The organism is Kribbella sp. NBC_00382, assembly GCF_036067295.1.
Taxonomy (GTDB): Bacteria; Actinomycetota; Actinomycetes; order Propionibacteriales; family Kribbellaceae; genus Kribbella.
On the sequence record NZ_CP107954.1, the window covers coordinates 2,579,595 to 2,597,623 of the forward strand.

Below are 18,029 nucleotides of genomic sequence, written 5' to 3' on the forward strand. Positions count from 1 at the left end.
GGAAGTCACTCGCCGAGAAGCTGCGGGCCGTCGCTCTGGGTGCGGAGGAGGCGGACACTGCTGGCCTTCGAGTGGAGCTCGACGGTGCCGAGAGGGTTGATCACGGTCTTGGTGCCGTTGGCGTGGCTGACGGCGTAGGCGGTCGCCACCTGGCTGGTCTTGCTGAGCCCGGCGAGCATGGTGCTGCTCGCGCCACACCGCTGGGCGACCAGATAGTCGTACGCCTTGAAGCCGGTCGAGCGGACCAGCTTGAGGGTTGCCTTGAACGGCGCGGTGACCGGGATGTGGATGGTCCACAGAGCGCCGGCCTTGGTGCTGGCCAGCAGGGTGTCGTACGCCGCCGTCTCGGAGATCACCGTGATCGCCTTGAATCCTGAGTAGCCAGGTGCCGACCCGTAGGACTTCACCGCGCCGGTGGTGACGTTGTACCGGTACAGCGAACCGTTGCCGTGCAGGCCGTAGAGGAACTTGTGTCCCTTCGAACCCAGCACGTTGGAGGTCGCGATGGTGCTGAACCCAGCCCAACCGGTGCCGACCCGCTGGGCTGTCGGTGCGGTGGCATCGCCGAACTCGTAGTTCGCCCTGGCGAGGTAGAGGTTCGCGCCCTGCAGGACGTACGCGCTGTAGTACGACTTGGGCGTGGTGCGACCCGTGTAGTACCAAGTGGCGCTGGCACGGATCGGGAAGTACTTGAAGTCCATCGGCCCGCCCGCGGTCAGCGGTTTGGTTGCGTAGATGGCATCTGCGCTGGCCTCTCCGGTGTTGTCCACCGCGCCGACCTGTACGTTGCACGCCCCCGCCGCTTGCGCCTTGACGGCTGCCGCAAACTCGGGCCCGGGCTTGCCCTGTACTCCGGCGGTGGCCTGGCCGGCCACCGTGGCTCCGGTGACCAGGCTGAGCCCGGCCACCGCAAGAGCAAATCGACGAATCTTCATCAGCAGAGTTCTCCCCTTGGTACCTCGATGCCCGCCCCGCGCACCGCCGAATGTCGGGCACACCCTACAGATCCGGCCACCTGATGAGCAGCAAAATTGCATCAACCTGCAACGGATACGACCAACTTGCCGACTGCTTCGCCGTTCTCCATGATCCGGTGGGCCTCGGCGATCTCGTCGAGGGTGAAGACGCGGTCGATCCGGATCGGGAGCTTGCCTGCGGCAACCAGGTCGATGTAGCGCTGGAGGGCGACGGCGGGGAGGTCGCTGGACTCGCCGCCGTAGGCGGTCAGGCGGACGCCGTTGGGGAGGTAGCCGATCGGGTAGAAGTCGGGGATGGTCCAGGCGTCGCTCAGCATGCCGGTGAAGCAGACGGTGCCGTGGACGGCAGTGGCTTTGAGGGTGTCGGGGAGGACGTTGGTACCGACCAGTTCGAGGGCCGCGTTGACGCCTTCGGGGAGGATCGCCCGGACCTGTGCCGCGACGTTGCCGTTGTCGACCAGTGGGTGGTCGACACCCAGCTCTCGCAGCATGTCCAGGCGCTTGGGGTTGCGGGTCGTGGAGAAGACCGTCAGGCCTTGCTCCTTGGCCAGTATGGCGGCAGCCACGCCGACCGACGAGGTGCCGCCGCGGACCAGGATCGACTGCCCCGCTTGGATCGCGAGCCCGGTGTGCAGCGAGCCGTGGGCCGTCTGGAGCATCTCCGGCAAGGCGCCGAGAGTCGCCCAGTCGAGGTCGGTGGTCACCGGCACGACCGAGCTCGCCGGTACGACGGTGTACTCCGCGTACCCGCCGTCGAACTCGCGCCCCATCCCGCCCATCATCGCGACCACCTGCTGCCCGACCGCGAACTCGCCACCCGGCGCCAGGTCCACCGTGCCGGTCGCCTCGATCCCCGGGATGATCGGGAACTTCGCGTTCGTCGCCATCCCCGCCCGGAGGTGGTACTCGGACCGGTTCAGCCCGAACGCCTCGACCTTGATCCGCACCCATCCGTCGCGCGGCTCGGGCCGCTCGACCAGGCTGACCTTCAACGACTCCGGCGGCCCAGGCTCGGTCAGGACAACTGCTCGCATCTGCGTCACCCGGCCAGTCTGACCTACCCCACCCGCACATCCGGTACAGCCGACCGCGGGTTGTAGCCCGCAGCCACCACCCGCATCACAAACCCGGCTGCCTCCTCCAGTTGCCGAGCGCTACTCAGATCGCCGACGACCGCCGTCTCGCCTCCGAGGTCGCCGATGAGGGTCGCGGCGACCTCGAGAGCACCTCCGTCGTCGCCGCACACGGCCACAACCGCCCGCTCGACCCCGGCGTCGGCCGCCCCGCCGTTTCGCCCCGGCCAAGACGTTCCGGCGAAGAGGTGCAGTGCCTTCACCACGTGGGCACCGGGTGCCAGCGAGGCGACCAGCGCCGCGGCCGACCCGCTCTCCGGCTTCAACCGTCCAGTCGCGTAGTCGACCGCATTGGTGCAATCGATCACCGTCTTCCCCGCGAACGCACCGTCCGGCGCCCCCGCGAGCGACAGCATCGACGGCAGCCCTTCCCACGCCACAGCGACCACGATCACGTCGGCCACCGCAGCCAGTCCGGCCGGCTCGATCGGCGTACCGGAGAAGGCCGCGGCGGCCTTTGCCGAATTGTCCGACGATCGGCCCGCGACAAAGATCTCGTGCCCGGCCGCCGCCCACACCTTGCCGAGCGCAACGGCCAGGTTCCCGGTCCCCAGAAAGGCAATCTTCATTTGATCAAATCCTCCACTCGTCCAGATTTCTGCAATTCACGCTAGGCGCCGTTCTCCGACCGATCGGTAGGGAACTTCCTGCCACAATCGGGCTGTGGACAACGGCGGCTGTGAGACCTTCGTGGCGGACTGCCGCCTGCGCCAGGCGACCGAGCTGATCGCGCACGCCTGGGACCCGCTCGTCCTGATGGCGCTCAGGCGCGGTACTACCCGCCGCCGCGACCTCCTGGCCGGGATCGGCGGGGTCAGCGACAAGGTGCTCAGCCAGGCCCTCATGCGCCTCACCAAGCACGGCCTGATCACGCGTACCGCGGTGCCCGCCGACCATCGAGGCGTCGCCTACGAGCTCACCCCCACGGGCTCCTCGCTCGCCGCCGGCCCGCTGGCGGCGCTGGCGCAATGGGCTGCCGACAACGGCGAGGCGATCCTTCCCGCCGCGCCCGCCTAGCCGCGCGACCGGTCAGCGTTTTGCAGAGGTTGGCGTGCCTGCGGGAGTTGTTGACGAGTGAGCATGTCAGAGTTGGTTCATGGCGAAACGCCCCAGCGTGGTGGCCCATCGCGGCGCCAGCGAAGTCAGTCCCGAGCACACGCTGGCGGCGTACCGCCGGGCGGTCGAAGCAGGCGCTGACGGACTGGAGTGTGACGTCCGGCTGACCGCCGACGGCCACCTGGTCTGCGTCCACGACCGGCGGATCGACCGCACCTCCAACGGGCGCGGCGTGCTGTCCACGATGAGCCTCGAGGAGCTGGACGGCTTCGACTGGGGATCGTGGAAGAACCCCTGGGCCGAGCTCGACGACGAGGCCGAGCTGCCCGACCCCGACCTGACCAAGGTGCTCACCCTCGAGCGGCTGCTGGAGACCGTACGGGACGCCGGCCGGCCGCTCGAGCTGGCGATCGAGACCAAACACCCGACCCGGTACGCCGGGCTGGTGGAGCGCCGCCTGATCGAGATGCTCGACCGGTTCGGCTGGGCGCACCCGAAGATCGGCACGGAGTCACCCATCCGCGTGATGAGCTTCTCCTGGCTCTCGCTGCGCCGCATGCGCGTCCTGGCGCCCGGCCTCCGCACGGTGCTGCTGATGGATCGCGTCCCGCTCCGCTTCCGTGACGGCTCCCTGCCCACTGGCGTCTCGTACGCCGGTCCGAGCCTGGAGATCGTCACCGCCCACCCGGAGTACGTCGATCGTGCCCACAAACACGGCCACCAGGTGCACGTCTGGACCGTGAACACCGAGCAGGACGTCCGGCACTGTCAGGACATCGGCGTCGACGCCCTGATCAGCGACCGCCCCGAGCTGGCCATCCAGACCCTCGCGAGCCCTCCGCAGACCTCACCGGCCCTCCCCAGCCAGCCCTCCCGCCGCAAGCTCCACCTCCCGCTCCGCCGGTCCCACCGCCCCGACTGAGGGCATTCGGTCCCCGCTCATTCGAGCGCGGTGGTTGCGGAGCGTTTGTGGGGTGCGTCTCACTTTGTCCGCCTGCGTGACGAGCCGAATGCGAACTGTTATTTGCACGTTCAATTCCGTCCGAATTGTCTCGGTTTCTCTGCTAAACGTGTGATCTTCGGCGCCGCTATGTAACGGAATACCTGCGAGGGTTTTCCCGGCCCTGATCGGGGGCAGAAGTGGGAGTGTTGTTCCGACCTGAGGAGACCCTGCTTGTCCTCTGCGACCTTGCCCGCCGACGTGAGCATTGTGGACGTCGTACTGCCGCACGAAGTGTCTGCGGTAGCAGATGCCCGCCGCCGTCTGGTCGGCTATCTGAAGCGGCACCGGGTGACGGAGCACGCCTGCGACGATGCGCAGCTGGTCCTCTCGGAGCTGCTCTCCAACGCGATCCGGTACGCGCCTCCGCTGCCGGGTGGTGAGGTGCGTGCCGCCTGGTGGATCGACAAGGCCGGAATCCATCTGGAGGTCGTCGACGGCCGCGGCGACACCGAGCCGCGGCGGGTCGTCGACGCTCACCCCGGAGCGGTCGGTGGCCGGGGCCTGGCGATCGTGGACATCCTGACGTCCGAGTGGGGTGTCCGGACCACGTCCGCCCGCCGGACCGTGTACGCCGTCGTCCCGCGCTGACCGCGGGTTGGTGACCGCTGGCCCGATACTGCAAGACTGCGGGGTATGGGAAAGAAGTCGCGCAACCGCGCCAACAACACCACGACCACGACCGTCACGCTGGACCCGGCCGACCTGGTCGACGTCGGCCCGCGCGAACCCTGCCCGTGTGGCTCCGGCAAGCGGTTCAAGCAGTGCCACGGCCGTGAGCAGGCGCAGGCGGCCGACACCTTCGTGGTCCGCCCGTTCGAGGGCCTGCCGTCCGAATGCGACCTGATCGCCTTCCGCGAGATCGTCCCCGCCGGTACTGCGGAGCTGACGCTGGCCGGCGAACACAAGGGCAAGACCGTCAACCTGGTCACCCTGCTGCCGATGGCGATGCCCGGGCTGGTCCGCGACGACGAGACGATCTGGATCGGCCTGCAGACGCACGCCTCGTCCGGTGACCCGAGCCGCGACGTCGCTCACGCGATCACGGCGGCGCTGGCGACCGAGCCGGGCAACCCGATCCAGCTGGGCGACCTGCTCAAGGACGGTCCGCGACTGCAGGACCTGATCGACACCTCCAAGCCGATCACCGTCAAGGTGCACGAGGGCTTCGACTACTGGGTCGGCGAGAACGTCGACGACCCGACCGGTGAGGTGGCGGCCGGGCTCGAGCGCGCCAACGCGGCGGCTGCTCCGACCGTACGGCTGGATTCGGTCGAAGCGGCGTACTGGACGCAGATCGGCGACCGCCGGTACCTGCGCTGGGTGCTGCCGCACGCGGAGGACACCGTGCTCGACGCGCTCGCCAGGCTCCACGCGGCCGGCTCGTCCGCGCTGACCGAGGGAAGCCGGCTGATCGGCTCCTTCCGCGCGCTCGGCGTACTGGCGCCGGTGTGGGAGCTGCCGGCCGACGCCGAGGCCGCCGACCTGGAGAAGCCGGCTGCCGAGTTCGCCGTCGCGCTCGACAAGGCACTCGCCACCGAGGCCGCACTGACCACTGAAGAGCGGGCCGCCCGCGCTGGTCTGGCGAGCCGTCAGTTGACGATCCGTTAGGACAGAACAAAAGGGCCCCGCACTCATCGAGTGCGGGGCCCTTTCACGTGGACGGCCCAAGTCCTGCTGACGGGGGAGCAACAGGGCCTGGGCCTAGGCATGAAGAGTACTCATAACCGGCCCGGTCGACAACCCCCGATTTCACTCCGCGTGTCGTCACCTGTACTTGCGTTGTCAGGTACCTCTCCTGATGCGGCATCGCTGCCACATCCGGACCCGTACTGCGGGCGTCAGGCGACGGTCACGGGGTCCCGGAGTACCGGGCAGGACATGCAGCGAGGGCCGCCTCGGCCGGAGCCCAGCTCGGAGCCGGCGATGCGGATGACCTCGACGCCGGACTCCTCCAGCCGCTGGTTCGTCTCGACCGTCCGCTCGTAGGCGATGCAGACGCGCGGTGCGAGCGCGAGGGTGTTGTTGCCGTCGTCCCACTGTTCGCGTTCGGCGGTGACCGGGTCCAGGCCGGTGTCGATCCGGCGCAGGGTGTCGATACCGAGCGCCTTGGCCGCGGCGACCAGGAACGGCTCGGACTCCGCGACATGCAACTCTTCGCCTTCGGCGGTGACCGCGAGAGCGCGCATCTCCTCGGCCATGTTCGGGTACATCAGCACGGCGTCGACATCGACCATCGTGCAGATGGTGTCGAGGTGCATCGTCGCCCGCTGCTGTGCGATCGGCACGGCGAGGACGGTGTGCGCCAAACCCTTTGCGAACACCCGTCGCGCGAGTCGCTCGACCCCCGCCGGCGTGGTCCGCTCACCGACGCCTACGGCCAGTACTCCGGGCCCGAGGGCGAGGATGTCGCCACCCTCGACGTGCTCCAGGCTGTGGTCGTACACCTTCTCCGCGCCGGCGAAGCGTGGGTGGTACGTGTAGATCAGCTCGGTCAGTTGCGACTCGCGCACGCGAGCCGGCATCGCCAGCGAGGTGACGGCGACGTTGTCATGGATCCAGACGCTCGAATCGCGCGTGAACAGCAGGTTCGGCAGCGGGTCGATCAGGAAGTCCTCGTGGGCCAGCAGCGACGTGACGAGCCCACCCCCGGCCCGTACTTCGTCGTTGCGCACGCCGGCCATCAACGCCTCGGCCAGTTGCTCCGGGTCGAGTGCGGTCAGCCCTGCGTGCAGGTAGGTGCGCAGCGTGTCGCCGAGTCGCAGGTCCTCGGTCGCGCCGTTGACCGCCACCGCGCGGGCGGCCGGGTCGCTGAGTGCCTCGGCGAGCAGCTTGTGGAGGTACAGGACCTCGACGCCGCGGTCACGAAGTACCTGGGCGAACGCGTCGTGCTCGTCCTGCGCGCGGCCGACCCAAGGGAGTCCGTCGAAGAGCAGCTTGTCGTTGTTCCGCGGTGTCAGCCGGCGGAGCTCGTTGCCCGGCCGGTGCAGCATCACAGTTCGCAGCGGCCCGACCTCGCTGTCGACGCCATACGCCTCGGTCATCTGCCTGCCCTCTCGTCCGGATCCCGTCCCCACCAAGCTACGGCAGCGCGCGGTTGAGCGTGCAGGCCGTTGTGATTCTGTCTGATTGTCCGACAATTTCTGCGGATTTCCAACTTGAGCAGCCGGCCGCCGGGGATCGGTCGAAAGGACGAGATATCCACAGGGCGCGGGGACGGAGGCGGGGGATCGGCTGCCGAACAACTAGGCTGCGGTGCTGTGTCCGGTACTGATCTGCCTCCCGTCGAGCCAGCCCGGGGATCCGTCGCGTGCGTGATCCCGGCCAAGGACGAGGTCGAGCGGATCGGCGCGACGATCGACGCGGTCCGCAAGATCGCCGGCGTCGACCTGGTCGTGGTCGTGGACGACGGCTCCACCGACGGCACCGCGGAGGCTGCTGAGCGCGCCGGGGCGACCGTAGTACGGCACCCGCGCAACCGCGGCAAAGCCGCCGCGATGGAGACGGGCGCAGCTGCCGTCGCCAAGCTGGACGCTGGTGCTGGTGCTGGTGCTGGTGCTGGTGCTGGTGCTGGTGCTGCGCAGCCGCGCCACCTGCTGTTCCTCGACGCAGACCTCGCCGACTCCGCGACCGGTGCCGAGCCGTTGATCGAGCCGGTACTGGCCGGACGCGCCGACATGACGATCGGCACCCTGCCCGCCCAGCTCCGTCCCGACGGCAGCAAGCCCGGCGGCCACGGCTTCGTAGTACGCCTGGCCCGCTCCGGTATCGAGCAAGCCACCGGTTGGGCCCCTGAGCAGCCGCTCTCCGGCCAGCGCTGCCTGACCCGGGTCGCCCTCGAAGCAGCCCTTCCGCTGGCCCCGGGCTTCGGCGTGGAAGCAGCCCTGAGCATCGACCTCGGCCGCAAGGGCTTCCGCATCCTCGAGATCCCCATCGACGTCCGCCATCGAGCCAGCGGCACTGACCTCCGCGGCCAGCTACACCGCGCCCGCCAATACCTCCACCTCCGCCGGGCCCTCTCCGCACGCAACGCCCTACCCTCCCGCGGACCCAGCAAATGACCACCGACAAAGACGCCACCCCGCCCCCCACCAGCGAGGCGCCCGCCCACCTTCCGCCCGCCGGCGAGGCCGTAGCTCATTCATCGGGCGCCGATCGCGACGGTCGCCGGGCGGTTGGTTTGTATCTGGCGTCGACGGTTCTGATTGTTGCTGCGGGGTTGCTCGGGCCTTCGGTGGTTGTGCTGACGTTGACGAATCGGCACGCGTGGTTGCCGTCGTACTGGTTCACCACGAAGCCGAACGACTGGCTCGTGACGCTGATGATCTACGTCGCGATCCTGCTCGGCGGCTACGGAGTTTTCCTTGCCGCGCGAGCGATCAAGAACGGCTGGGCCCCCCGCGTCAGCCGATTAGTTGCCCTAGGCATCGGTACGACGGCGGCCGTCACGCTGGTACCTCCGATGGCCTCCGGCGACGTGCTGATCTACGCGGCGTACGGGCGGATCATGTCGCTCGGCGGCAATCCGTACACGACAGCGCCCGCCGACACCATCCGCCTCGGCTACGACCCGGTGATCGCCGCGACCGAGCGCCCATGGCAGGGCGCGAAGAGCGTCTACGGCCCGATCGCGACCTGGGTGCAGTGGTTCTCGTCCTGGGTAGGCGGCGACTCGATGCAGCTCACCGTCTGGATGCTGCAGCTGTCCGTCGCGATCAGCCTGATCGTCTCCGGCCTGCTCCTCATGAAGCTGGTCGGCCCGAGCCTGCCCGCCAAGCGGCGCGTCGCAATGCTCGCCCTCGGCAACCCGCTGCTGCTCTGGACCGTACTGGCCGGCGCGCACAACGACGCGATCGCCGTGATGTTCGCGGTCATCGCGCTGGTGCTCTTCCGCCGACACATCTTCTGGGCCGGCATCATGCTCGGCATCGCGGGCTGTACGAAGCTGTCGATCGGCCTGGTCGGCGTCGCCATGCTCTGGTCGCTGCGCTCCGACCGCCGCAAGGTGATCATGTTCTGCATCGGCGGCGCGGTCTCGATGGCCGGCCTGTACGCCGTCGTCGGCCTCCAAGCATTGCAGCAGGCCCGGTCGAACAGCTCGTTCATCTCGACCGGTACGCCGCACAAGGTGCTGCTCAGCTTCTTCACCCTGTTCCTGCCGAACGGCCTGGTCCGGACGGTGCTCGCGATCGCCGCCTGGGCCGGCCTGATCGTGCTGGGGATCCTGCTCTCCCAGGTCTTCCCGAAGTCGCTCGTCCCACGCACGCATCCGGACGACCACACCCCCGAGGCGATCCGCTACACCGCGATCTACGGCATCGCCTGGATCGTCACGGCGATGTACTCCCTGCCCTGGTACGACGTGATCGCGTGGGTCGCACTGGCCGCGGTCGCCGCATCCAAGGTCGACAAGTGGATGGTCATCCGCACCACGATGATCGCGATCGCCTACGTCCCCGGCCGCGATCCGAACGCACGCCAGGTCGCACCCTTCCTGTCCGACTCGCTCGAGTGGTTCAGCACCCGTCTCCGTGACACCGTCTGCCCCGCGATCGAGCTCGCCGTCCTGATCGGCCTGATCGTCTGGGCCCGCCGAGGCGGCGCCCAGTGGTGGCCGTACGACTGGCCCAAGCGCAAGGCAAAGCCAGAGCCTCAGAAGGTCTCCACGCCCTAGGGCAGGACGACCGCGTGCCCTAGTCTCACCCGGTGCAGAAGATTTCAGGGGCGGGCGAGTTCCAGCATGCGCTGCCGAGCCATTACGCCGATCAGTTGGTGACCGAGTCGTTGTCGGTGGGGACGTACTCGATCCCGGTCGGCGGGGTCGATGACCAGCAGCCGCACCGGGAGGACGAGATCTACGTCGTCACCACCGGCCGGGCAACCCTGGTCACCCCGTCGCGGACCGAGTTGATCGGCCCCGGCGATGTGCTCTTCGTCCCCGGCGAAGAGCCTCACCGCTTCGTCGACGTCACCGAAGACCTCGCCCTGTTGGTCTTCTTCGCCCCGGCTTACACCGGCCGCCACCCGGACCTCGTCCACCCGGACGACGCTTCCTAAGACGGCGGCCGCGGGGCGTCAGCTCCAGAGTTCGTGGCCGGCGGCGATGGCCTTGGCGAGGATGGACTTGATCGGCTTCTTCAGGACCGAGGCGGCCGCGGCGACGTCGTCGTACTCGGGCTGCACGTTGACCACCTGACCGCCGTACCGGGCGATCTTGACGTGGATGCGCTGGCCCTCGACCTCGACGCTGGCGAACTCGCGGTCGGCCGCGTGCTTACGGACCTGCGACTCGCGCAGCCCGATCGCCGACGTCTCCGACAGGATCACCGAGCGGACTTCCTCGGCGTTCGCGCCGCCGACCAGAACCGACAGGGTGTGCGCCGGCCGGCCCTTCTTCATCAGGATCGGGGTCAGCCACGCGTCCGCCGCGCCGGCCTCCATCAGCCGCGCGAGCACCTGCGGCCAGATCCGCGGGTCGAGGTCGTCGACGTTGGTCTCGTAGACGAGCTCGGTGGCCGGCCGCTCGAGCCCGTCACCGACGATCACCCGCACAATGTTCGGCACCTCGACCGGGTCGCGCCCGCCCGCGCCGATCCCGGTCTGCTGAATCCGCATCGGCGGCAACGGCCCGAACTCGTCCGCCAGCGACGCAAGCAGAGCCGCGCCGGTCGGCGTAGTCATCTCGTACGGCGCTGTGCCACCGACAACGGGAGCATCCGCCTCAGCCAAAAGCGCGAGCACCGCAGGCCCCGGCACCGGAATCCCCCCATGCTGCCCCCGAACCTGCCGCCCACCCCCCAACGCGATGGTCGATACCACGATCCGATCCAGTTCCAACGCAACCGAAGCAGCAGCAACCCCAACAATGTCGGCAATCGCATCAAGCGCGCCCACCTCATGAAAATGCACCTCATCCGGCTCCACCCCATGAGCCGCCCCCTCAGCCCGAGCCAACCGAGCAAAGGTATCCAACGCCCGCTCCCGCACAGCGTCAGCCAACCCAGCCCCCTCAATCAACCGCCGAACCTCAGCCCAAGTCCGCGTATGCCCGCCAACCTCAGCGTGGCCATGCCCGTGCCCGGCAAGGTCATCCGCATGGCCATGGCCGTGCCCATGGCCAGCACTGGCCGGGTCACCAGCCTGCCCGGCCTCAACCTGATCCGAAGCGCCGGCGTTAGCCGGCGCCAGGTCCGGGAAGTTCTCTGGGTGGAGCTCTCCGCTGACTCGGACAGATGCCTTTGTTGCTGCGATCTGGTGTCTCGACGTTCGTTCGACCGTTACCGAGAGGGACGGGTCTACAGCGGCGACAGCCGCGTTGACGACCTCCAGGTCGGCCCCGGCGGACAGGAAAGCGCCCAGGAGCATGTCGCCGGAGGCGCCGGCTGCGCAGTCGATCCAGGCGATTCTCACTGCGACTTCACCTCAGTGGGTGCAGCACGTCGCGCGACCCGAGCAGCGAAGACGCCAGCCCCGAAGCCGTTATCGATGTTCACCACGGTCACCCCAGGCGCACACGAGTTGAGCATGCCCAGCAGGGCAGCCACCCCACCGAACGAAGCGCCATACCCAACAGATGTCGGTACTGCGACCAGCGGCACTCCAACCAGCCCGCCCACAACGCTAGGCAGCGCGCCCTCCATCCCGGCCACCACGATGAGGCAGTCGGCAGCGTCCAACCGCTCGCGAGCGCTCATGATTCGATGCAAGCCGGCCACCCCGACATCGGTGATCAGGTCCACATTCGCCCCGAACACCCCGACAGTCGTCGCAGCCTCGGCTGCCACCGGCGCATCCGAAGTACCGGCAGCTACTACCGCCACCGTCCCCCGCAGTACGGGTGCAGCGCCCAGGACCGCAGTACGGCCTACTGGGTCGACGACTGCTGATGGCAGGGCGGAGGTGACCGCCTCCTGCGCCTCAACGCTCAGGCGGGTCGCCAGGACGGCATGGCCGGGGTGGGTCTCGTGCAGGGTGCGCAGGAGCTCTACAACCTGCTCGGGCGTCTTCCCCGCTCCGTAGACCACCTCGGCGTCGCCCGTACGCTCCAAGCGGTCAGTGTCGAGGCGTGCGTAACCGAGGTCATGCACTCCGGGCAGCGGGCCGGGGTTGTTGCTGGGGTCAGGCAAATGAGTCACCCCGCGAATCTACGTGGCGATCCACGGTTCCCCCGATTCGGTCCCCGACGGAGCCCCGCGCTGCCCCGGCAAGGCCCAGTAGTGCGACGCAGCGCAGCCGCTTGACCACGCAGCCATTAGGCTGCGGTGCGTGTCTTCGACGTTAGCCGCTGGTTTCGGTATCGCCGCTCTGTTCGTGGCGGTGCTCGCCCTCGTGTTCGCCATTCAGGCGCTGAGGGCGCAGTCCGGCACGCCCAAGGCCGCCGCCAAGCTGCCCGCCACGCCCCAACCGCAGCCCCAGACCGAGCCGCAGCCCGCTCAGCCCGAGGCCAAGCCGGGCACGGTCAAGTCGGAGCTCCGCAGGCTGAGCAAGGAGCTGGAGGACGCCCGCAGCGAGCTCCGCGAGACGCTGCAGCACCTCGCGGTCGTCCGCTACGACGCGTACGGCGACATGGGCGGCCGGCTCTCCTGGTCGATGGCGCTGCTCGACGACAAGGGCGACGGCGTCGTCCTCACCTCGATCAACAGCCGCAACGACGCCCGCTCGTACGCCAAAGAGGTCAAGTCCTTCGAAAGCGACGCCAAACTGTCGCCGGAGGAAGAAGAAGCCCTCGAAACCCTCCGCAAAGAAGCCGCCCAACCCCGCGACACCCCAGCACCCCAGTGACCCACCATTTGAGGGGTTATCCCCTCAAATCGTGGGTTGCCCAGCGAGAATCCGAGGGGGCAACCCACCGTCTCAGGGGTTAACCCCTGAGATGTCGCGGGGCGCAGGTGGGTGGTCAGCGGCGTTTGGGGACCCGGACGACCAGGGAGCCGGGCTCGACCTCTGCGGTCAGTGTCCGGCCAGGGCCGATGCCGTCGCCGTCGAGTTGACGCTGAACGTCGACCGCCGAGGTGATCTCCACCTTGCGCCCGGTGAAGCGCTCCAGGTACATCTCCGTCCGCTTCGTCCGCGTCATCACCCGCCAGAACACCAGCGGCCACTGGGTCACCCGCCGCGGCGCGATCACCACGACGTCGATCAGCCCGTCGTCCGGCCGCGCGTCCGGCAGCAGCGGGATGTTCGCCTGCAGCATCCCCACGTTGCCGACCACGACCGTCCGCACCCGGCGCTCCACCGGCTCTTCGTCGTCCAGCACGATCCGGACCTTCACCGACGGGTGGTTGATGTTCTTCGCCGCCGAGACCAGGTAGGCCGTCCAGCCGATCTGCGCCTTGAGGATCGGCGGCGCCCCGGTGATGATCGCCGCGTCCAGCCCGAGCCCGGCCATCACCGCGAAGTGATCCGTATCGAGCCCGTCGCCGGACACCTTGACCAGGTCGATCCGCCGGTCCCGCCCGTCCAGGATCCGCTCCAATGCGTCATCCAGATCCAGCGGGATATGCAGATTCCGAGCGAGCAGATTGCCCGTACCGGCCGGAATCACACCAACCGGTATGCCCGTACCTGACAACGCCGCGCAAACCACCCGTACCGTCCCGTCGCCGCCGGCGACCAGCACCAGATCCGACTCGTTCTCGATCGCCCGCTTGGCCATCGCGTTGCCCGCATCGTCCTCCCGCGTCTCCAGCCACAGCGGGTCGTCGAACCCACGGACCGCCAGCGCCCGAGTCACCTTCCGCCGGAACGCCACCCCGTCGCCGACCTTGATCGGGTTGACGATGACGGCTGCCCGCGGCGGTATCGACGTACCGTTCCCGTCTTCCGGCGTACGCCGACGCCGGCGCCGCAACCCGGGCCTGAGCCCGAACCCGATCGACGTCGCCGTCAGGATCGCCAGCCCGAGCGCCCAGCCACCGAGTACGTCGGACACCCACTGCACGTTCAGGAACACCCGGTCCATGGACGCGATCCAGACCACCGCGATCGTCGGCAGCGTCACCAGCAGCCGGAACCGGCGTCGCCAGCCGCGCACTGACGGCAGCACCACCCCGAGCGCCCCCGCCATCACGAAGGCGGCGGTGGCATGCCCGGAGACGTACGACCAGCCGCCGGACTCGACCAGCATCTGAGTCGGGCGCGGCCGATCGAAGATGTGCTCGGTCGCCTGGACGAGCCCGAGCTCAGCCCCGGCGGAGACGATCAGCCACACGGTCAGCAGCCGGGCGCGGCGGTGCCACAGGTAGATGGCGACGACCAGGATCACGGCTCGCGAGGTCCACGGCAGGATCACCGCGCCGACCACCTGCCAGACGTCCACCATGTTGTCGTGCGCCGCGCCGTACGAGAACACCCGCGAGGCGACCGACTCATCCCAGCGCCGCAACGGCGGCCACTCCCCGAAGACCAGCAGGGTCACCACGATGAACGGCAACGCACCCAGCACAACCGTCAGCGCACGGCCAACGTGAGTCGGTGGATGGTGGTTCATACCGGCTGATTTCCCCCTTTAGAGGCTCGTGAGTGGTGTGGATCGACGCTGGAGGCGCCCAGGCACGCACCTCGCGGCACCTGAGCAGCATCCACGATGCTCCGCATCGAGGACGCTCCTCACGCACCGCGATGCACGCACCTGGCCACCTCCATCGTTCGATCCACACCACTCACGAGCCTCGATGACGTACTGGTGCCAGCTCATCATCCCGAATAGACTTCGCCGCCGCTGACACGCCCCGATACCCTGCACCTGTGATCGATGCCAAATTGCTCCGTGAGAACCCCGATGTCGTCCGCGCGTCCCTGACCAAGCGTGGCGAGAGTACCGACCTGGTCGACCAGGTCCTGGCGGCCGACGGTGATCGTCGATCGTCCATCGCGGCGTTCGAGTCGTTGCGCTCGGAGCAGAAAGGCCTCGGCAAGCAGGTCGCGCAGGCCAAGGGCGACGAGCGCACCGCGCTGCTCGAGCGCACCAAGGCGCTCGCCGCCGAGGTGAAGGCCAATGAGGCCGCCGCAGCCGAGGCCGAGACGCGTTTCGACGAGTTGGCCGGCAAGCTGCCGAACCTGGTCTCCGACGAGGCCCCGGTCGGCGGCGAGAAGGACTTCACCGTCGTCGAGGAGATCGGCAAGCCGCGCGACTTCGCCGCCGAGGGCTTCGATCCGAAGGACCACCTCGAGCTGGGCGAGCTGCTCGGCGCGATCGACATGGAGCGCGGCGCGAAGGTGTCCGGCGCCCGGTTCTACTTCCTCAAGGGCGTCGGCGCGCTGCTCCAGCTCGGCATGCTCCAGCTGGCCATCGCCCAGGCGGTGGAGAACGGCTTCACCCCGATGATCACCCCGTCCCTGGTCAAGCCCGAGATCATGGGCGGCACCGGCTACCTGAACGCCCACGACGACGTCTACCGGCTGGAAGAGCCCGAGCTCTACCTCGTCGGTACGTCCGAAGTCCCGCTCGCCGGGTACCACATGGACGAGATCCTCGACGTCTCCGCCGGCCCGATCCGGTACGCCGGCTGGTCGTCGTGCTACCGCCGGGAGGCGGGTTCTTACGGGAAGGACACCCGCGGGATCATCCGTGTCCACCAGTTCGACAAGGTCGAGATGTTCTCCTACTGCAGCCTCGAAGACGCCGCCGCGGAGCACCAGCGGCTGCTCGGCTGGGAGAAGGAGATGCTGGACAAGATGGAGCTGGCTTACCGGGTGATCGACACCGCGACGGGTGACCTGGGCGCTTCGGCGTACCGGAAGTTCGACTGCGAGGCCTGGGTGCCGACCCAGGGCGCGTACCGCGAGCTCACCTCCACCTCGAACTGCACCGACTTCCAGGCCCGCCGGCTGAACATCCGGCACCGCGACGCCGACGGACGTCCGCGTCCGGTGGCGACGCTGAACGGCACCCTGGCCACCACCCGCTGGCTGGTCGCGATCCTCGAGACGCACCAGCAGGCGGACGGCTCGGTCCGGGTCCCAGCCGCGCTCCGCCCGTACGTCGGTGGTCGCGAGGTCCTCGAACCGGTGGGCAAATGACGGACGGCTGGCGGCCGAAGGCCGTTGCCCTCGACATCGACGGCACGCTGATCGATCACGACGAGCGGCTCTCGCCCGCCGTGATCGACGCAGTGCAGCGGGCCGCTGCCGAGGTGCCGATCATCCTGGCCACCGGACGCTCCTGGCAGAGCACCCGGCCGGTGGCGGAGCTGCTCGGCCTGCCACCAGGTTTTGTTGTCTGTAGCAACGGTGCGCGGACGTTGCGGCAACCGTCCGGCGAGGTGGTGGACGAGCGGACCTTTGATCCGACGATGGTGATCGCCTCGGTCCGCGAGCACGCTCCGAACGCCCGGATGGCGGTGGAGGAGGACGACAACACCGGCTACCGGGTGACCGCGCCGTTCCCGCCGGGGGATCTGGGCTCCGACGGCGTGGCGATCAGGGTCGTCTCCGACGCCGAGCTGGCGCCCGGACACGTGACCCGGTTGATCATCCGGGACCCCGAGGCATCCGAGGCCGACTTCATCGAGCTGGCCGAGCGTCTCGGCCTGCACGGAGTCAGTTACGCGGTCGGCTGGACCGCCTGGCTCGACATCGCGCCGGAGGGTGTCGACAAGAGCACCGGGCTGAAGGTCGCGCTGGCGCAGTACGGGCTGGAAGCCGAGGATCTGCTCGCGCTGGGCGATGGCCGCAACGACATCGAGATGCTCGTCTACGCCGGCCTCGGGATCGCTATGGGCTCGGCGCCCGACGAGGTCAAAGCGAAAGCGGACGAAGTCACCAAATCGGTCAGCGACGACGGTGTCGCCGCAGTGCTCAACCGATATTTCTGAAGCTCAGCTGAGAGAACTGTTCGACCACAATGCAATAGCCTCCGGAGATAGTTTCACCCGGCAACCAAACTGTGCAACCAAAAAGGTCATGGCCCCTGCTGTAGCAAGGGCCATGACCTTTTGATGACTGACTGATAGTCCGCTGGCGGGCCGAGTATCAGGGTCAGGCGACGCGGGTACTGCCGGGACGAGGTGACTGGCAAGGCCGGTCCACCACGGCGTCGAACGCGTCCAGGACGGCGCTCAGCTCCGGGCGGGCGCGCGGGGCCTTGGTCGCCGGGCTCTGTCCCCGGCGGGCCCTACGCAGGTGGCGCTTGACGGTGGACAGCGAGCAACCCAGTCGCATGGCCAGGGATTCCAGGCTGTCGTTGGGGTACTGCGTCCGCAGGCGCAGGACCTCTTCGTGGCTGACGGGCCGGCGCGTGCCCCGCGCTCCGGCCAGCTGGTCGAAGTCGTCTGCCTGGACCTCCACGTCCAGCAGGTTCCGCATCGAGCGGCGCTGCGCGGCGGTGGTGCCGGCGACGAAGCCGCTGACATCGTGCTGGGCGACGGCGCTGAACAGGCAGTCGGTGAACAACGGGCAGGACGCGCAGACGGTCTTGGCCTCACGGACCAACTGGTCGTAGCGTTCCCGGGTCCGCCGGGTTGCCGAGGCGGGTGGCGGCTCTTCCATCAGGCGGTGCTGGAAGATGTCCGTGCGTGCGGTGCAGCCGGTCATCGCCCCTTCCACGATGGAAGATGTGTCGACAGCCGCACGAGAGCCGCTGCTCCCTTGCCCCGCTATCTTGGCGCTGTTGACGATCATCATGGCTCCCCAAGTTCCAGGGCCCGGGTGAACGAACGATGAATGACGCTCGAACTCCCGAACCCACTAGCTGATGGACCGATCTGTTGCCGACCCACCCTGTCGTCCCGGCGCGGGACGCACCGATCCATAACTGTTGACGCTGTGGCCGCGGATTTGGTTGCACCCAATTCCACATCGATATGGCGATAAGTGTTTGCAGGGTTGGGGCCGCACCGGACCGTGATCCGGAACAGGTCTAGG

General features: G+C 68.4%; 18 protein-coding genes. 10 read left to right on the plus strand and 8 right to left on the minus strand.

Annotated elements, in window-relative coordinates; all coding sequences use genetic code 11:
• Positions 1 to 5 precede the first annotated feature (5 nt).
• The 3 genes from OHA70_RS12695 to OHA70_RS12705 all read right to left on the minus strand — a co-directional run bounded on the left by OHA70_RS12695 (position 6) and on the right by OHA70_RS12705 (position 2,679).
• Positions 6 to 935, minus strand: coding sequence for a hypothetical protein (locus tag OHA70_RS12695; protein WP_328331935.1), 930 nt, complete (start codon positions 933 to 935; stop codon positions 6 to 8).
• Between the two features lie 101 nt (positions 936 to 1,036).
• Entirely contained in the window at positions 1,037 to 2,011 is a 975-nt protein-coding gene (locus OHA70_RS12700) for a zinc-binding dehydrogenase (RefSeq protein ID WP_328331937.1), read from the minus strand.
• A gap of 23 nt (positions 2,012 to 2,034) precedes the next feature.
• The gene (locus OHA70_RS12705; protein WP_328331939.1) at positions 2,035 to 2,679 is read right to left on the minus strand and encodes an NADPH-dependent F420 reductase; all 645 of its coding nucleotides are present in this window, start codon (positions 2,677 to 2,679) and stop codon (positions 2,035 to 2,037) included.
• A 94-nt stretch (positions 2,680 to 2,773) separates the two neighbouring features.
• Here OHA70_RS12705 and OHA70_RS12710 point away from each other — a divergent pair, with 94 nt between their 5' ends.
• From OHA70_RS12710 to OHA70_RS12725, 4 genes are all read left to right on the plus strand, one after another.
• A complete protein-coding gene (locus OHA70_RS12710; protein WP_328331940.1) occupies positions 2,774 to 3,127 on the plus strand; it encodes a winged helix-turn-helix transcriptional regulator in 354 nt (117 codons plus the stop codon).
• 79 nt (positions 3,128 to 3,206) lie between these two features.
• Positions 3,207 to 4,088: a glycerophosphodiester phosphodiesterase gene (locus tag OHA70_RS12715; protein WP_328331941.1), complete on the plus strand. Its 882-nt coding sequence runs from the start codon at positions 3,207 to 3,209 to the stop codon at positions 4,086 to 4,088.
• Positions 4,089 to 4,340: 252 nt separating this feature from the next.
• Positions 4,341 to 4,757, plus strand: coding sequence for an ATP-binding protein (locus tag OHA70_RS12720; RefSeq protein WP_328331943.1), 417 nt, complete (start codon positions 4,341 to 4,343; stop codon positions 4,755 to 4,757).
• A 45-nt stretch (positions 4,758 to 4,802) separates the two neighbouring features.
• Positions 4,803 to 5,777 (plus strand): DUF5926 family protein, encoded by a 975-nt coding sequence (locus OHA70_RS12725; RefSeq protein ID WP_328331945.1) that lies wholly within the window; start codon positions 4,803 to 4,805, stop codon positions 5,775 to 5,777.
• 230 nt (positions 5,778 to 6,007) lie between these two features.
• Here OHA70_RS12725 and OHA70_RS12730 read toward each other — a convergent pair whose 3' ends face one another.
• Positions 6,008 to 7,210, minus strand: a complete 1,203-nt coding sequence (locus OHA70_RS12730; RefSeq protein ID WP_328331947.1) for an arginine deiminase — start codon at positions 7,208 to 7,210, stop codon at positions 6,008 to 6,010.
• A 216-nt stretch (positions 7,211 to 7,426) separates the two neighbouring features.
• Between OHA70_RS12730 and OHA70_RS12735 the strand changes: the two genes are divergently transcribed.
• The 3 genes from OHA70_RS12735 to OHA70_RS12745 are packed head-to-tail and all read left to right on the plus strand — an operon-like array spanning position 7,427 to position 10,223.
• Positions 7,427 to 8,227, plus strand: coding sequence for a glycosyltransferase family 2 protein (locus OHA70_RS12735; protein WP_328331949.1), 801 nt, complete (start codon positions 7,427 to 7,429; stop codon positions 8,225 to 8,227).
• Positions 8,224 to 9,840 (plus strand): DUF2029 domain-containing protein, encoded by a 1,617-nt coding sequence (locus OHA70_RS12740; protein ID WP_328331950.1) that lies wholly within the window; start codon positions 8,224 to 8,226, stop codon positions 9,838 to 9,840. Before OHA70_RS12735 ends, OHA70_RS12740 begins: the two co-directional genes overlap by 4 nt.
• Before the next feature lie 32 nt (positions 9,841 to 9,872).
• Positions 9,873 to 10,223, plus strand: a complete 351-nt coding sequence (locus OHA70_RS12745; RefSeq protein WP_328331951.1) for a cupin domain-containing protein — start codon at positions 9,873 to 9,875, stop codon at positions 10,221 to 10,223.
• Between the two features lie 18 nt (positions 10,224 to 10,241).
• Here the strand turns inward: OHA70_RS12745 and larC are convergent, their stop codons facing one another.
• Positions 10,242 to 11,576, minus strand: a complete 1,335-nt coding sequence (larC, locus tag OHA70_RS12750) for a nickel pincer cofactor biosynthesis protein LarC (protein ID WP_328331952.1) — start codon at positions 11,574 to 11,576, stop codon at positions 10,242 to 10,244.
• Positions 11,573 to 12,301, minus strand: a complete 729-nt coding sequence (gene larB, locus OHA70_RS12755; RefSeq protein WP_328331954.1) for a nickel pincer cofactor biosynthesis protein LarB — start codon at positions 12,299 to 12,301, stop codon at positions 11,573 to 11,575. The genes larC and larB overlap by 4 nt, the downstream gene beginning before the upstream one ends.
• 130 nt (positions 12,302 to 12,431) lie before the next feature.
• Between larB and OHA70_RS12760 the strand changes: the two genes are divergently transcribed.
• Complete coding sequence (locus tag OHA70_RS12760) at positions 12,432 to 12,947, plus strand: DUF4446 family protein (RefSeq protein WP_328331956.1); 516 nt, start codon at positions 12,432 to 12,434, stop codon at positions 12,945 to 12,947.
• 115 nt (positions 12,948 to 13,062) lie between these two features.
• On the opposite strand, the gene OHA70_RS12765 is transcribed toward OHA70_RS12760, so the two are convergent.
• Positions 13,063 to 14,655: a diacylglycerol kinase family protein gene (locus OHA70_RS12765; RefSeq protein WP_328331958.1), complete on the minus strand. Its 1,593-nt coding sequence runs from the start codon at positions 14,653 to 14,655 to the stop codon at positions 13,063 to 13,065.
• 257 nt (positions 14,656 to 14,912) lie between these two features.
• Here OHA70_RS12765 and serS point away from each other — a divergent pair, with 257 nt between their 5' ends.
• A complete protein-coding gene (serS, locus tag OHA70_RS12770; protein ID WP_328331960.1) occupies positions 14,913 to 16,187 on the plus strand; it encodes a serine--tRNA ligase in 1,275 nt (424 codons plus the stop codon).
• Positions 16,184 to 16,981, plus strand: coding sequence for an HAD family hydrolase (locus tag OHA70_RS12775; RefSeq protein ID WP_328331961.1), 798 nt, complete (start codon positions 16,184 to 16,186; stop codon positions 16,979 to 16,981). Before serS ends, OHA70_RS12775 begins: the two co-directional genes overlap by 4 nt.
• Positions 16,982 to 17,144: 163 nt before the next feature.
• Here the strand turns inward: OHA70_RS12775 and OHA70_RS12780 are convergent, their stop codons facing one another.
• Complete coding sequence (locus OHA70_RS12780) at positions 17,145 to 17,786, minus strand: WhiB family transcriptional regulator (protein ID WP_328331963.1); 642 nt, start codon at positions 17,784 to 17,786, stop codon at positions 17,145 to 17,147.
• Positions 17,787 to 18,029: the final 243 nt, after the last annotated feature.

Coding starts and splice junctions, on each gene's coding strand:
- OHA70_RS12730 (WP_328331947.1), bottom strand. CDS start 7,210: ATGACCGAGGCGTATGGCGTCGACAGCGAGGTCGGGCCGCTGCGAACT.
- OHA70_RS12715 (WP_328331941.1), top strand. CDS start 3,207: ATGGCGAAACGCCCCAGCGTGGTGGCCCATCGCGGCGCCAGCGAAGTC.
- OHA70_RS12740 (WP_328331950.1), top strand. CDS start 8,224: ATGACCACCGACAAAGACGCCACCCCGCCCCCCACCAGCGAGGCGCCC.
- OHA70_RS12780 (WP_328331963.1), bottom strand. CDS start 17,786: ATGATCGTCAACAGCGCCAAGATAGCGGGGCAAGGGAGCAGCGGCTCT.
- OHA70_RS12725 (WP_328331945.1), top strand. CDS start 4,803: ATGGGAAAGAAGTCGCGCAACCGCGCCAACAACACCACGACCACGACC.
- OHA70_RS12765 (WP_328331958.1), bottom strand. CDS start 14,655: ATGAACCACCATCCACCGACTCACGTTGGCCGTGCGCTGACGGTTGTG.
- OHA70_RS12695 (WP_328331935.1), bottom strand. CDS start 935: ATGAAGATTCGTCGATTTGCTCTTGCGGTGGCCGGGCTCAGCCTGGTC.
- OHA70_RS12700 (WP_328331937.1), bottom strand. CDS start 2,011: ATGCGAGCAGTTGTCCTGACCGAGCCTGGGCCGCCGGAGTCGTTGAAG.
- OHA70_RS12705 (WP_328331939.1), bottom strand. CDS start 2,679: ATGAAGATTGCCTTTCTGGGGACCGGGAACCTGGCCGTTGCGCTCGGC.
- OHA70_RS12775 (WP_328331961.1), top strand. CDS start 16,184: ATGACGGACGGCTGGCGGCCGAAGGCCGTTGCCCTCGACATCGACGGC.